This is a genomic window from Oceanispirochaeta sp. (assembly GCF_027859075.1).
In the GTDB taxonomy this organism is placed as follows: domain Bacteria; phylum Spirochaetota; class Spirochaetia; order DSM-2461; family DSM-2461; genus Oceanispirochaeta.
The window spans coordinates 20,282-34,688 of sequence record NZ_JAQIBL010000128.1 but is presented as its reverse complement, the minus strand read 5'-3'; the positions used below and the strand labels follow the sequence as shown (position 1 = coordinate 34,688).

12 protein-coding genes and 1 tRNA gene are annotated in these 14,407 nt (G+C 42.7%); 7 read left to right on the top strand and 6 right to left on the bottom strand.

Going from position 1 to position 14,407, the window contains the following annotated elements; translation table 11 throughout:
• Positions 1–82 precede the first annotated feature (82 nt).
• Entirely contained in the window at positions 83–748 is a 666-nt protein-coding gene (locus tag PF479_RS07390) for a redox-sensing transcriptional repressor Rex (protein ID WP_298004280.1), read from the bottom strand.
• 49 nt (positions 749–797) lie between these two features.
• Between PF479_RS07390 and PF479_RS07385 the strand changes: the two genes are divergently transcribed.
• The 4 genes from PF479_RS07385 to pyrB all read left to right on the top strand — a co-directional run bounded on the left by PF479_RS07385 (position 798) and on the right by pyrB (position 6,583).
• Positions 798–1,952: a hypothetical protein gene (locus PF479_RS07385; RefSeq protein ID WP_298004278.1), complete on the top strand. Its 1,155-nt coding sequence runs from the start codon at positions 798–800 to the stop codon at positions 1,950–1,952.
• Between the two features lie 275 nt (positions 1,953–2,227).
• Complete coding sequence (locus PF479_RS07380) at positions 2,228–3,376, top strand: PQQ-binding-like beta-propeller repeat protein (protein ID WP_298004275.1); 1,149 nt, start codon at positions 2,228–2,230, stop codon at positions 3,374–3,376.
• 82 nt (positions 3,377–3,458) lie between these two features.
• Entirely contained in the window at positions 3,459–4,988 is a 1,530-nt protein-coding gene (locus PF479_RS07375; protein WP_298004272.1) for a P83/100 family protein, read from the top strand.
• Positions 4,989–5,005: 17 nt separating this feature from the next.
• The gene (gene pyrB, locus PF479_RS07370) at positions 5,006–6,583 is read left to right on the top strand and encodes an aspartate carbamoyltransferase (protein ID WP_298004270.1); all 1,578 of its coding nucleotides are present in this window, start codon (positions 5,006–5,008) and stop codon (positions 6,581–6,583) included.
• A gap of 101 nt (positions 6,584–6,684) precedes the next feature.
• On the opposite strand, the gene PF479_RS07365 is transcribed toward pyrB, so the two are convergent.
• Genes PF479_RS07365 through PF479_RS07350 form a run of 4 tightly spaced genes read right to left on the bottom strand, consistent with a single transcriptional unit; the run spans position 6,685 to position 11,979 of the window.
• The gene (locus PF479_RS07365; protein WP_298004267.1) at positions 6,685–9,240 is read right to left on the bottom strand and encodes a penicillin-binding protein 1A; all 2,556 of its coding nucleotides are present in this window, start codon (positions 9,238–9,240) and stop codon (positions 6,685–6,687) included.
• 44 nt (positions 9,241–9,284) lie between these two features.
• Positions 9,285–10,256 (bottom strand): hypothetical protein, encoded by a 972-nt coding sequence (locus PF479_RS07360; RefSeq protein ID WP_298004265.1) that lies wholly within the window; start codon positions 10,254–10,256, stop codon positions 9,285–9,287.
• Positions 10,257–10,261: 5 nt separating this feature from the next.
• Positions 10,262–11,155, bottom strand: coding sequence for a M23 family metallopeptidase (locus PF479_RS07355; protein ID WP_298004263.1), 894 nt, complete (start codon positions 11,153–11,155; stop codon positions 10,262–10,264).
• The gene (locus PF479_RS07350; RefSeq protein WP_298004260.1) at positions 11,152–11,979 is read right to left on the bottom strand and encodes a PHP domain-containing protein; all 828 of its coding nucleotides are present in this window, start codon (positions 11,977–11,979) and stop codon (positions 11,152–11,154) included. Before PF479_RS07350 ends, PF479_RS07355 begins: the two co-directional genes overlap by 4 nt.
• 161 nt (positions 11,980–12,140) lie before the next feature.
• Here PF479_RS07350 and PF479_RS07345 point away from each other — a divergent pair, with 161 nt between their 5' ends.
• The gene (locus PF479_RS07345) at positions 12,141–13,091 is read left to right on the top strand and encodes a cyclic nucleotide-binding domain-containing protein (RefSeq protein WP_298004257.1); all 951 of its coding nucleotides are present in this window, start codon (positions 12,141–12,143) and stop codon (positions 13,089–13,091) included.
• Positions 13,091–13,753, top strand: coding sequence for a Crp/Fnr family transcriptional regulator (locus tag PF479_RS07340; RefSeq protein ID WP_298004254.1), 663 nt, complete (start codon positions 13,091–13,093; stop codon positions 13,751–13,753). Before PF479_RS07345 ends, PF479_RS07340 begins: the two co-directional genes overlap by 1 nt.
• A gap of 10 nt (positions 13,754–13,763) precedes the next feature.
• Here PF479_RS07340 and PF479_RS07335 read toward each other — a convergent pair whose 3' ends face one another.
• A complete protein-coding gene (locus PF479_RS07335) occupies positions 13,764–14,132 on the bottom strand; it encodes a PilZ domain-containing protein (RefSeq protein WP_298004251.1) in 369 nt (122 codons plus the stop codon).
• A gap of 131 nt (positions 14,133–14,263) precedes the next feature.
• Here PF479_RS07335 and PF479_RS07330 point away from each other — a divergent pair.
• A tRNA-Thr gene (locus PF479_RS07330) sits at positions 14,264–14,335 on the top strand.
• The last annotated feature ends 72 nt before the right edge of the window (positions 14,336–14,407 follow it).

Below are 14,407 nucleotides of genomic sequence, written 5' to 3'. Positions count from 1 at the left end.
TGCAAATTAAATATGAGTTAAATCCTATTTTATATTCTGAGACAATAACTCATACTCTTTCAATCATTTTAGAAAGATTGATTCATTCGGATTCATTTTCCTTATAAAAATGAAGGTGAAAAGATAAAACCGCAAATCCCGAGGATAAATCTTCCATCAAAACAAGAATTCTTTCAGAGACTCTCAGTTTGACATTGGTAAAATTCCAGATGGCCTTAATGGTTGTCTCATCGATAATCTCGGCTACATTCTGGGCTTCAGACGGAGGAACAGTCAGAATAATCATGGTAGCACCGGTCAGATTTACCAATGCGTCAAGCTTTTGAACATCTGAAATGATGATACCGTTCTTTTCACTGCCGATTTTTTCAGGACTGGCATCAGCAATACCAACAATCGTGAGGCCATGGATTTTTAATTCTCCATATTTCATCAAAGCGGAGCCAAGGTTTCCGGATCCGACGATGATGGCTTTGTGATTTTTATCCCAATTCAGAAAAGACTGAATCGCCTGGGATAATTCATCCACAATATATCCGATCCTTGGTTTGCCGATGATGCCCGTTACTGCCAAATCCTTACGGACCTGAATGGGTTCAAGATCCAGCTCTTTGGCAATTTTTGTTGCCGAGATGATCTCGAAACCCTCATGAGAGGCTCGCTTTACAAGATTCAGATAGGATGGTAGCCTTCTTATTGTCGGGATACTCGCTACTTTCTGTTTATAATTCTCGTTAATTTTGCTCATTTATTATTCCGTGGATAAAATATCAGGACCAAAATTATAATATTACAATATGGATAAAATGAAAAGTCACTATTCAGATTCAATTTCAGCTAATCTAAAAGAATACCATAAAGTCTGTGTCGAAAAAATAGTGCCCGGTGGGGATGGACTCGTTCGAATGGATGGCAAAGTTGTCTTTATCCCTTCTGTGCTTGAGAATGAGATCATAAATTTCAAGATGGTGAGTGAGGGGAAAAAATTCTCCCGTGGGCAAGTTCTTCAAATTCTCCAACCCTCAAAGGACAGAGTCATCCCATTTTGTTCCTTCTATGACCGTTGCGGTGGTTGTAATTTGCAGCATCTGTCCTATGACCGTCAGTTGAGCTTAAAAGAATCTTTTGTGCGGGAGCATTTCAAAAGGTTGGCAGCTGTCGATTTATCCAATGATTTTCATTTTGTTCCCTCAAAACCCAAAGGATTTCGAAACAGAGTTCAATTTCATAAAGCTGAAAGGGGCTGCGGTTTTAAGACTCGTTCTTCTGATAGAGTCATTCCCGTAAATCATTGTCCGGTTCTGACAGAGTCTCTTAATGTTTTTCTCTCCCGGGAAGAAGGAATAAATCAAGATCGAGAGACCTTTTTCGGTGTGGGTGATCAATTCTACAGGGATTCCATTCTGGAAAATATCAAAGTTCATATAAAGGGTATTCCCGTCCATTTTAGAACGGATCTGTTTTTTCAGAGTAATCTATCCCTGTTACCGGAACTCCTTGATTTCAGTCTCGGTGGATATTCGGGAAACCACGGAATGGATCTGTATAGCGGTGTCGGCCTTTTTTCGGTATTTATGAGAGACCACTTTTCCTCTATAACAGCGATTGAACTCAACCCGAAAACTGAATCCTTCTACAAACAGAATATGGCAGGATATCAATATGACTATTATGGAATGTCCCTGGAGGATTGGCTGAATAAAAAATCAGGAAAATCTGCTGATTTAATCGTTGTTGATCCTCCCAGGACGGGACTGTCACCCAGTGTGCGATCATTTATTCTTAAGATGAATGTTCCTCAGCTGGTCTATGTCTCCTGTGATCCTGTGACTCAAGCCAGGGATACAAAGGACCTTCTTGCCGGAGGATACAAAATTGAGGCTGCCCGGGGGTTTGATTTTTATCCTCAGACTAATCATATGGAAACTGTCCTACGGTTTAGAAAAGACTGAGGTATTTATTCTTTCTGATCTTTATTTTTTTTTCATATCTATCAGAAGGAGTCGCCTGGGAAACAGCCATAGCCGGTGTACTAACAACTCCTCCGGCACAGGGACGGGACGGTAGGATCTACAGTACTGCCGATGACAGGGCTCTTCATTGCCTGGACAGTGTTTCCGGTAAAGAATACTGGCGTTTCAGGCCTGGAAGAAAGTTAAAAGACTTTACCATCGTGTCTCCCGATAGCAGTATCCTGATCTTATCAAGTGAAAATGAACTCATATCGGTGAGCCCGGGGGGGAGGGAACTCTGGCGTTTTCCCCTCGAGAGCGCACCAGTCCTTCCTCCTGCTGTCGATTCCTATGGCACAATTTATCTGATGAGTGATTCTCGTACTCTTATGTGTCTTGATAGAACAGGACGTTTCGTCTGGAAGAAAACCGTTGACATCTCTGCCGTGAATCTCTATGCCCTCTATGATAGAATTTTAGTAATAGGTCACGATTCTACCACCGTGTATTACACGGATGGAGAGTTGGCAGGTCAAATAAAAGAAGCGCCCCTTCATCTTCTGTTTCTGGATCCCTATCTTTACTGGCAAAAACCCGATGGTTCCTGGAACCTGGTTGATATGGATACTCTTGAACTGAGTCCTGCGGAAACAGTTCTGCCTCCGGGAACACTATATCCTGAAGATCATATCCTGGTCAGTTATGAAAATAAGATCATTTCGGGCAGAAAGGACTGGTTTATGGAAGCCATGGAAGCCGGTGAAGACGCCTATCATCCCTATTATCAGTCAGGATCAAATCCCGGAAGATCCAGAAGCATCAATATACTGCCGGGTCAATCTCAGAGGCTGTCCCGATTCAAGGAGAAATCAGGCAGCCCCTTATTGCCGCTGCTGCAGATTGATTCCCAGTTTCTCTCTCAAATTCTTAAAACATATGAATCTGTGAAAAGTTTTCAGGAACTCATCCGGATGGAATCAGACTATGATCTCGTCTTTCAGGAAATATTATCAGACAGTTATGTAGTCAGTTCCGATGTTTACAGGGAGAGTCTGGATGAGTACAGCCGGTATAGAATTTATAATATCCTCTGCCGCTGGGGTAATCTGAAAAGCAGAGAAACCCTTCTATTTTTATCAGAACAGGAACAATCCCCCCAGAATATAGCACTCATTATGGATGGATTAGGACGGATAGGTCTGGATGTTGACGGCAGGAGCATGGTTTGCCTTCAAAAATCAGCAGACCGGTTTCCCCGTGATTCAAATGTACTTCTGGGCGCTGTCAGGAATGCCTCTCTATTAGCCCGGTACAACGGGGGACGGGCCATTCTGAAAATGATGAACTTCTACACAGAATTACAGCAAAAGAATCCAAATGGTTCCCTTATGATGCTGATTCGGACAGAGTTGAAGTCATTTTAAAAAAACAAGCTGAATTTTCAAAGAATTATTTCTATAATAGAACTTATATCCCTAAGGATATATCTGTTTTTGGAGGCTTTCCTTGAAAAAAACTGCCCTTTTTATAAATTTCATTCTAATTTCCATGACTGTTGCCTATGCTCAAACAGTTTCTGAAGAAGAGCTCCGAAGCATAGGGAATAAAAGTGGTGAAATCATTTTTGAAAATTATGTCGGACCCGTCACGGAGTTCAGCACTCGGGAAGAGATACGCGGGATTGGATCTTTCCTGGCAACATCAGATGGAAATGAAGTCAGCTGGAGTAATAAATCCAGGATCATCCGCTCTTACCAGCCGGAGATCCCCGAGGGTCTGGATGCAGATATCCTGGTGATACTGCCGGATGCGGGGGTGGACCATATCAGGAATCTCCGTTTCATACTTTCGGCTTATTTACAAAATACTTTTGATTATTCCCTGAGTAATGCCGACGTTCTTGCCGAGTTTGTGACCTATTACAATGCTGTGTATTATAAAAATCTGGAACATTTTTCAAGCCGATATAAACCTGGTGTCCTCCTAAATATTAATGCCGGGAATGCCGGACTTTCCACACATTATTCTGTATGGGCCGGAAAATCCAGAATCATAATCCCACTTAAATCTGGAGATGCAACCCTGCAAAGCTCTCTTGATACTTCCTTAATCTCGACTCCTGAAGTGATTGAAGAGATGCAGAAGGAAGATGACAAGGCCTTGGACAGCCGTCGGGAAATGGTCGAGATCAGGGAAGAGGATCTCGACAAGAGGCAGGAAGTCCTGGATGAGGAAAAGAAGGCTGTTGTCGAAAAAGAAAAGGAAGTCACTCTAGAGTTTGAAACAAAAAAAGAGGAATTGAAAAAAGCAGAACCTGAATCCATTCAAGAAAAAGTTCTTCAACAGGAAGTAGAACAACTGGAAGAAAAGAAGAAGGCCGTTGAAGAAGAGAAGAAGACTGTTCAGGAACAGGAAAAAGAGATAAAGAAGGAGCAGCAGGAAGTTGTCGAAATGCGGGAAGAGATCGCCAGTGATGAGAACCTTCTGCTCAAGGAAGAGACCAGGGCAACGGGGACCGTCTTGTCTAGTGAAGCCATCCCCGAACCGGAAGGCTTCTGGTTCATTCTGGTTGATAAATCGGGAGATCCAGCGAGTTTTGGAAGTCTCTGGAAGGTCACAAAGGACGGAGTGCCTCTGAAGCAATCAGAATTGAACAGCATCCGGGGAACGAACTATAAAGACAGCAGTGAGGGAATCATTGTCATCGCCGGAAAAAATGACGATAGAACTCGGGTTAAAGCCCTGCTCCTTGATCATGGCACCCTGGAAATTCTAAAAGAAGGGGAGACCGAGATTTATCCGGGAAGTTCTATATGGACACAGGGGAATAATCTATTTATGATTAGCCGCAATGGTCAGAACTGGTCTGTGGGTATGTATTCCCAGTCACTGAAATTATTGCAGCTCAGCTCCCTGAATGTTCATCCCGATACGGGTCTGGTTTTTATTGAAGACCGCGTCCTTGTTCAAAGCGTATCCGGAGGAGTCAAGGCGCTCTCTGTATCCAGTCTGAAAGAAATAGAAATTACAGAATAACGAGGTATGGAAAGCATATGAAGAGTGTCTTTGCAGGCAGAACCATCGCAGTGGTCAATGACCTATCTAGGGACGAACAGCTGTACTTATATAGAAAGACAGCCCAGCTAAAGAAGAAGTATCTGAGCAATGAAGATGTGTCTGAGTTCAGAATCTCTGACCCCGACATGTCGGCTTATCTGATTTTTATGGAGAACAGCACCCGAACTAAAGAATCATTCAGAAATGCCGTCCAGTTTCATGATATCAAGTTAAATGTTTTTGACCCCGGGACATCCTCTTGTACAAAACAGGAAAGCTTTTCCGATACCATAAAAATGCTCTTTGGTTACAGCAAACGATCTCTGTTTATTATGCGCACCGGAGAAGAAGGGGTCTGCCATTTTCTGGAGGAAGAACTGGGAGAATATGCCCATAAAATGTCCTATGACAAGGCGGCATTTCTAAATGGCGGAGATGGAAAGCATGAACATCCTACTCAAGAGTTCCTGGATGAGTTCACCTTTCTTGAAAAAAAAGACTGGGACAATGATGAAATTCACATTGTCTTGACGGGAGATCTGTACCATGGGCGTACTGCTCACTCCAAGGTCGACGGACTGAAGATATTCAAGAAGGTCCGGGTCGATCTTGTTGCACCTCCAGAACTGGCCATGCCGGATTACTATGAACGCCGCATGATTGATAACGGATTTGATCTTAGAATATTTGAAACAATAGAAGACTATCTCAATCAGGATGATGTGGCGGATATCTGGTATTTTACCAGGCTGCAGCTTGAAAGGATGGGAGACAAGGTTAAAGAAAAAGAGCCTCAGTTGAGAACCGCAGTGACTTTTAGAAAAGAATTTTTGGATAAAATCCCGGCAAACTCCAAATTCTACCATCCCCTGCCGCGTCATAAAGTCTATCCTGTTATTCCTGATTTTTTAGACCATACAAGCTATAACGGGTGGGATGAACAGAGTGTTAATGGTTTTTTTACACGAACCATCGAGATTGCCATGGTGGGAGGAAAGGTCGGATCTGACTTTGACGGTCTGGGACTGGAGAGTCATAAGAAAGAGAAGAACTTCATAGAAAAGGTTCCCCTTACCAGGAAATCTCATGTGGAAGACCACTACAAAGTGGGAATTAAACCCGTCAATTCAGGCATCGTCATTGATCATATCGGCTCCGGTGAGGACCTGGAAACCATTTGGAATCAGATTGATAAAATCAGAAGAATCCTAAAATTAAACTGCAGAAGTTCTCATGGAGTTTTTCATTCAAATGATAGAACTGTCTACAAGGGTATTATTTCTCTTCCGGATATCCTGGAACTCAGTGACACCGAAATCAAGAAACTGGCTGCGATTGCTCCGGAATGTACCTTGAATATCATCAAAGATGAATCAGTACTGGAAAAGTTCAGACTCCATATGCCCCCTCAGATATATAATTTTGAAGAGATTTCCTGTAAAAATGAAAACTGCATCTCCCATCCCGAGAAACATCAGCATGTAAATACATATTTTCTAAGGTCAAAGGATTCAAGATTTGTCTGTAAATACTGTGAGAAGAGTCATTCTTTTGAGGACATCTGGGATATTTGATTTTCAATCAGTCAAAGTTCTTAAAAAAATGCTGATCCATCCTTGTCCTTCAGTAGCAAGGGGGTCAGCATTTTTTGGCTTCTTTGAAACTATCAATAAAGTCAGTCCAGAAGATAGGTATTTTCGGTTCCAGAATTCTGATGATCTGAAAAGGGATCATTCAGAAGAAAATCAATCATATTGTCATCAATCTCTTCAAAACCGGATGTGTTCTTGTCTGAGTATGGGTCCTGCAGGAGTTCTACTCCAGGAGCAGAAATAAGGGCAGATGAAACATCATTCAGATATTTTTGCGTCAGAGCCTCATCCCTTGTCTTTTCAAAGGCATGGATAGGACAGTATGTTGTGGGCTGGGTACCTGCCAAAAATATTTCATGCCGGGTACGGGGACAAAGGTCTGTAGGAACCATACCTGAGAGATCACAGACATCCATTTCAACCAGACCGGAACTGGGTTTCGTGAACCCTTTGACAGGCACTCTGCTGTTTATATAGGACATGTATTCACCCCAGATCCAACCGGTTGCTGTTGCACCTGTCTGATTAACTCCCAGGGTGCTTCCTCCCTGATCAAAACCCGCCCACATGACCGTCGTGTAATAAGGAGAAAATCCTGCCGTCCATGCATCCGCCCAGTTTTGAGTGGTTCCTGTCTTGCCACCCATGGGCATTCTGTCAAAACCTTCTACATAACGGGGCAGGTGGCTCAATGTTCCACTCATTGTGGTTGTATGGAGTAGGTCTACCATTATATAGGCTTCTTCCGCTGACATGATCTGGAGGTCTTCTTTTTTCTGCTGATTTCTAAGATCCCGTTCAGGATTGAGAATGATATTTCCATTTCTGTCTTCCACATAACGGATGGCAAGAGGTTCTACGCCTCTCCCCTGATTCGGGAATGTGGCATAGGCCTTTGCCATGCGCAGAGGACTGACTGTAATAACGCCCAATCCCAGTGGATAGACCCTGGGGAAGCGTCTTCCAATCTCCTGTGGGTCTGTATATCCCAACAAACGTGCCGCCCGGCTGATGGCCGATTCAAAACCAATCCCGTCAAGTACTGTGATGGCCGGAACATTCATCGAATTGGCAAGGGCATCCCTCAGAAGAACATTTCCTATCCATTCACCTTTATAGTTCATGGGGGTGTAGGATGATCCGTCAGGATTCCAGAAGACTTTGGGGCCGTCATAGATACGGGTGGCAGGTGTAAATTTCCTGGATGAGATGGCAGCAGAATAGTAGAGGGGCTTGAAGGATGATCCCGGCATCAGCTCACCGTCAACAGCGCGGTTAAACTGATTGGATCGGTTAAACTCACTCCCTCCGACCATGGCCAGAATGTAGCCGGTCTCGTTATCCAGGGTAATCATAGCAGTTTGTACCGTTGACTGCTGGTTTTTCATTCTGTTGTCACCATATATGAACTGACTCAGAGATTTGAGTTCTTCCATTCCGAACATCATCGAGAGCATATCCATGGTGGGATTTACACTGTTTTTAAAATCCTCTTTCGCTCGTTTTTTGTCCTGTGAGCCGGCTATCCGGATATCTTCAATATTCATGGTCAGGGACAGGAGATCTATGATGGGAACGTATACATCATCCACAATATCCATTCTGTTACCGGTGCTTTCCTGGTAAGACTTATTCCAGCGTGCCAGCCCCTTGATGGTCAGTTCATCCGCCTTCTGCTGAAAGTCAAGATTCAGTGTCGTATGAACGATGTACCCGTCTCTGTAGATATCCTGCTTGCCTAAGAGCATTTCATCCAGCTGAGAACGGATATATTCACTGAACCAGGGAGCCTTATCTTCACGGGCAAAGAATGCAGTCGTTTTATTGTCTCTGGACCAGTCATATTTGTTTGTCCAGTAATCAATTAATGTTAATTGGGCATCTTCTGGGCTTAAATAGCCTCTGTTTACCATCTGATTGACAATTTCGGTCTGGACTATTTTTGCCTTTTCAGGAAAACGAATGGGCGAGTACAGTCCCGGCCGGACAAGCTGTATAACCAGCATGACCGATTCAGCCACAGTATTTTCTTCGGCTGAATGATCAAAATAAAATTTGGAGGCTGCTTCCACACCATAAGTATTATGACCGAAGGGCATCTTGTTGATGTAGAGTTCCATGATCTCATATTTTGTCAGCTGTCTTTCCAGCTGAAAAGACCACCAGAGCTCTTTAAGCTTCCGTGTTACCGAGATATCACTTCTGTCTGCATAAAGGTGACCAGCCAGCTGTTGTGTCAGAGTACTGCCACCTGAAAAATACTGCCCGGTAATGATCTTGAAACCAGCTCTGAGTGTTCCATAAAGAGAAAAGCCGTTATGTTTGAAGAAATCCCCGTCTTCTCTTGTAATAAGAGCATAGATGAGGCTTTCTGGAAGGTCTTTTATGGAGACGATTTCACGTTTCTCATCCGAAAAGAATTCGGTGATCAGGTTTCCGTTTATATCCAGAATCTGGGAAGGTAATGCAGGATTATCCTCACCGAAATTCTCCATATTCATGATGTTGAAATTTGTAGCCACCACGAGGCCCGCACTGATCCCGACACCAGCGGTGATAAGAACCAGGAGGGACAATAGTATTATCAGAATTAGTTTTCTGTTACCCGAAAAAATCATAGACTTAAAAGTACGTGCCACTCAATACTTTGTCAAGATGACAGGATATTTTGAGAGACCTGTTTTCAGCGGAAATCCATAAGAATCTCAGGAACCATTGTTATGGTCATTTTCTGCTCCATTTCTGCATTAAAGTCACGGCTGATTCTGAAATTCCCAAGTTCAAAGCGGATACTGTGGCTTCCAGGCTGAATTTCAATTGATTCATCCAATTCCGGGGGTGTCAGAAGACGTTCATCCAGATAAACGGATAAACCAGCAATGGTCTCAATGGTCAGCAGGGGAAGCTGATATTGGAGGACATGATCAAGGCTGAGGGTTTGTCCTGCCTTGAGAGTGAAGGAGAGGGAATCTTCGTTTCCCTCGTCTGTTCTGATATCAAGATTATGAAGACCTGCTCCCAGAATGTAGGGACCTCCGGGCCAGTCATAGCTTTTATTGTCAATGCTGATCCTTATTCCATCCTGGAGTTCTTCACCCCTGTCGTTTAATACATGGAGATCTAAAGAACCTTTATTGAAGAAAACCGGAGTCATCTCAATGGTTATATCTTTATTATAGACAGAGTCTGGTATTCCTTTTGTGATAGGAAGAATCGTGAGAACCATGGGGAAGTTCTCCCTGCTGTCTGTGTCGGAGAGGAGATAGGACAATCTGTCTGGTGACAGGGTATGGTTCTTGTCCAAAGGGATCAGCACATTCAGGGAATCCGAAAAAGTAAGAAAATGCATAAACGCCTGTGTCCCATTGTAGCTGCTTTTCTCCTCGGAAAAGTCCCCTTCCAGATTTTTATAGAGATACAAGGCAAAGCTGTTCCGGTATATAACCATCTCATCGTCCGCCAAAACAGTCAGCTTCAGGCCCTGGATGAGGGGGGAAATATTTTTCAGGTCTATACCGCAGAGATTTTCTATTCGTGTGTTGATACGGGTATTTCCACCGAGGGATAAAGTTCCAGATACAGGACCCCGAATATTTTCGGCAGTCAATGAGAATGTTAATGTTGTATACATAAACAGAAGTAATATTTTTTTCATAGCACTCATTCCCTATCATTGAGAAGAAGATTCTCAGGATCAACTGTTTTAATATTTTTCCGGATTTCAAAGTGCAGATGAGGACCGGTGGATACTCCGGTATTTCCAGATTCTGCTATTTGAAATCCTTCGAGTACCCTCTGGTTTTTTATGACCAGAATTTTGTTCAAATGACCATATAAGCTAGTATAACCGTTCTTGTGTTTTATTATAATAAATTTTCCATAATCTTCAAATTCTCCTGTAGATATAACAGTCCCGTCGGCGCAGGAAAAGATGGGACTGTCCAGGGAAGCCCTGTAATCAGTCCCCCGATGCAGTCCCCATTCTCCTGTCACAGGGTGATTTCTGTAGCCGTAAGGCGAAGTAATGATGCGTTTATTCAGAGGAGAAAGAAAAAGAGGCAACACAAACCTGGCTTTATGCCTGGAGGGTAATGCCAGCCCCTGGTAATACTGAACCTCATGTTTCTCATTTTTAATATTCAGAATAATGGTTAAACTTTGTTTATCCTCGAGAGCCTCTCTGAGAGAGAGCATCCAGGATGACTGGGATTCCGTATAAAGATACAGTCCAGGTGCTGATGGAATAAGAATTTCATTTTCTATTGAAAAATCTGCATTATTCTCAAAACCGTTGATCGTTGCTACCGTATCGACAGGCAGGTTGAAGGCTGCTGAAAGCATGATGAGGGTATCTCCATCCCTGGGTTTATATCTGTAAATGGACAAAGGCGGTGGGGGAGTCCCTCGAGCCTCATTAAAATACCATGACTCCGTCTCTTTCTGCTGTTGTTTAAATAATTTGTCCTTATAACTGGAGGTTTCATGAATAAGAGGATATTGGGCATATAGGGAAAACGACACCATGATAAGGAGCAGGTTTAAAAAGTGCTTCATTTAAATGCTGCCAATAATTCATCCGGAACCGGTTTATTTCCTCCACCCATTCCCAGAGAGCGGTCTTTTCTGTTGGCGCCGTGATAATCGCTTCCACCTGTAACAAAGAGTCCGCATTCCCGGGCTACCGTTTCAAAACGGGTGGCCTGATTTTCCGTAGCTCCCGAATGCCAGGCTTCCACTCCATCCAGTCCCATTTCTTTCCATTCCTTGAATCTGACAGGAAGTTTTCCCCAGGACAGGTAAAGAGAGAGAGGATGAGCAATAACAGCATAACCACCGGCATCATGGATGAGACCGATGGCCTGTTCCATTACCATGACTTTTTTGGGAAGGTAAAATTTTTGACCTGCTCCAAGGAAACGGTCAAAAGCCTGCTTGATATTTTTGGCAAGCTTTCTTTCTACAAGAATTTTTGCAAAATGCGGACGGGCAATAATTCTCCCGCCTGCTGCACTCTTCAAGTCCTCTTCACTGATATGAATGCCTTCATCCCGAAAAAGGTCCAGCATTTTACTATTCCTATTATTTCTGTGACTTCTTACTTCAACCAGAAAATCAGAAAGTGTTGAATCTTTCCATTCTGTTATGGCAAGTCCTAAAAGATGCAACTCTCCGGGATGATGTTTTATTTCCAGTTCAATTCCGGGAATAAACTGGATACCCAGAGCCTCTGCGGCTTTCTGAGCCTCTTCCAGGCCGTCCAGGGTGTCATGATCGGTGAGAGCAAGGGCTGTCAAGCCCAGTTCTGATGCCTGTCTGAGAAGTTCCGATGGTGTACAAGTTCCGTCAGATGCTGTTGAATGAGTATGAAGATCTACCATAAAAACAGAATAAAAAGTTTAATCCCTAAATGCAAGAGATGAGAATAAACCTTTTCACCCTAATTTATTATTGTGAGTCCTTTCATTATTGCCTATAATAATGATTGACACTATGGAGTCCTAAGAATTAATATCTAAAATAGTTTGAGCCAGGAGCCGGAATGCCCCCAAAAGCCATATCTTTTAAAGCAAACTCAATTGTCTACTTCAAGGGTGATAAGGGTGAATCCGTATATATCCTGCAGAAAGGGCAGGTCTCTCTGAATTATCTTGATATTCAAACCGGTCAGGAAATGCATGACTATGTCCAGACCGGGGAATTTTTCGGAGTCAAGGCTGCCTTTGGCAAATATCCCCATGATGAAACGGCTGTGGTCATGGTTAACTCCACGGTCATTCAGTTTACAGTAGATGATTTTGAACAACTCTTATCCAGCAACAGCCGCATCATAATGAAAATGCTTAAAGTATTTTCAAACCAGCTCAGAAGGATACATAAACAGGTTCGCAGCCTCATGTCAGTTGATGAGCAGGTGGATGCCGAAAAAGGCCTGTATTCGGTAGGGGAGTATTATTTTAATAATAAAAAGCATTTACAAGCCGCCGATGCATTCAACAGATATCTGATTTATTATCCCGCCGGGCGCTATGTCGATGAAGTCAGACGGAAAATTGAATATGCAGAAAGCAGGAAGGACTCTATCGAATCAGGCCCTTCTGCCCCTGTCGCAGCTCCGCGAGTTGAATATACGATGGAAAAAGCCCTCGCCTTAAGAGACAAGGGGAATTATGTTGAAGCTTTAAAAGCCTTCATTATTCTTTCTAAGTCAAATCCAGATCAAAAGATCCTGACAGATTTTGAAGCTGGTATCTGTGTGTTCAGGCTGAAAAAAGGAAATGAAACTATCAAACATTTTACGGATATTCTAAAAAGAAATCCTGCCCATTCCCGCATGGGTGAAGCACTTTATTATATTGGAAAATCATATCTCATGCTGGATGACAAAGAAAAAGCTAAGAGTTTTTTGAATAAATCCTCCTCGCTGCTGGATGAAGGCTGTCCCGAACAGCGTGATGCAGTACTGCTTCTTGAACAGTTAGGGGGCTCCTGATGGCTTTAGATCTATCCGTATTCAATCGATTTGCTGTTACATTTAAAGCCGGAGCCGTCATATTTTGTGAGTATGAACCGGGTGATTCATTTTATCTGATTCAATCGGGAAAAGTTAAGATTGTCAAAATCTTCGGAGCCATCGAAAAAACTATTGATATACTTCAGCCCGGGGAATTTTTTGGTGAAATGGCACTGTTGGAAGAAGCACCCAGAAGTGCAACCATTATTGCCACAGAAGAAACTAAGCTACTTGAGTTCAACAGAGAGAATTTTCAGATACTCATGTTGGGAAACCCCCAGATTGCGCTGAAACTTTTGAAACTTTTCGCAAAAAGAATCTATGATCAGAAGAGACGGTTCCAGATTTTGACATTGGAAGATGTTCATGCCCGCGTGGCGGATGTTTTTCTTATGCTCTCTGAAGGTGAGGAGATTCCAGCCGATGAAGAGAACCAGGGAGTGAGAACCTTTCATTCCTCTATTGATGATATTGCTCACTGGGCAGGCATGTCTCCCGAGGATTGTAGAAAAATTCTGGATCATTTTGTCGCTCAAAGACGTGTAGAAGTTTATGAGGGACGAATCATCGTCAAAAATATTAATGACTTCAAGAGATTTGTATCATCCCGCAGGAGTAATCAGGATAAGAAAGAGTCCTGATTATCCATTGTCAGGAATAATCTTTAAGAAAAGAAAGTTCTTTTTCGATCTCACCTTCATTGGGTACATTCAATTCAAGAAGTCTTCTTAGATGAATCATACTGTCCAGATCGATTTCCCTGAAGAAAAAACCTTTCTTAATACCATCTTCGTGAACAAGAACAGAAATTGTTTTGATCTCAATCTCAGTTGACATCAGCTTAATCCTCAGATCATAGGCTTCACCCTTCTGCAAAGAGCTGTCGCTCATGTTGAGGAGTATGCCTTTGAGGGATATGTTGATCAATTCGAAAGGAATCTGTTCGTCGTCACTTAAATGTATATACCCATGTGTCTTGAAATCGGCGCGGTAAAACTTTCTACTGTTGCTGGAATCCATCTTATTTCCCCTATAAAAACATTATCGAATTAAATGAGGAAACTGTCAATTTTTGATCATTATTTTTGTCTTTGAATTTTCAGAATTGAACTTGATATTCTGGGGTCTCTATGTATAATAACTACGATCATGCCAAAATAGCTCAGGGGTAGAGCAACGCTCTCGTAAAGCGTAGGTCGTGAGTTCGAATCTCACTTTTGGCTCTATTTTATCCTTTTGAAAGAGGATAAAAAAATACGATTCAAATATGGTTTAAAATAAGCTGAAACTGCTTG

What these genes read in the sequence shown, in the direction of transcription:
- PF479_RS07390 (WP_298004280.1), bottom strand. Translation starts at nt 748, where the DNA reads ATGAGCAAAATTAACGAGAATTATAAACAGAAAGTAGCGAGTATCCCG.
- PF479_RS07385 (WP_298004278.1), top strand. Translation starts at nt 798, where the DNA reads ATGGATAAAATGAAAAGTCACTATTCAGATTCAATTTCAGCTAATCTA.
- pyrB (WP_298004270.1), top strand. Translation starts at nt 5,006, where the DNA reads ATGAAGAGTGTCTTTGCAGGCAGAACCATCGCAGTGGTCAATGACCTA.
- PF479_RS07360 (WP_298004265.1), bottom strand. Translation starts at nt 10,256, where the DNA reads ATGAAAAAAATATTACTTCTGTTTATGTATACAACATTAACATTCTCA.
- PF479_RS07355 (WP_298004263.1), bottom strand. Translation starts at nt 11,155, where the DNA reads ATGAAGCACTTTTTAAACCTGCTCCTTATCATGGTGTCGTTTTCCCTA.
- PF479_RS07350 (WP_298004260.1), bottom strand. Translation starts at nt 11,979, where the DNA reads ATGGTAGATCTTCATACTCATTCAACAGCATCTGACGGAACTTGTACA.
- PF479_RS07345 (WP_298004257.1), top strand. Translation starts at nt 12,141, where the DNA reads ATGCCCCCAAAAGCCATATCTTTTAAAGCAAACTCAATTGTCTACTTC.
- PF479_RS07340 (WP_298004254.1), top strand. Translation starts at nt 13,091, where the DNA reads ATGGCTTTAGATCTATCCGTATTCAATCGATTTGCTGTTACATTTAAA.
- PF479_RS07335 (WP_298004251.1), bottom strand. Translation starts at nt 14,132, where the DNA reads ATGGATTCCAGCAACAGTAGAAAGTTTTACCGCGCCGATTTCAAGACA.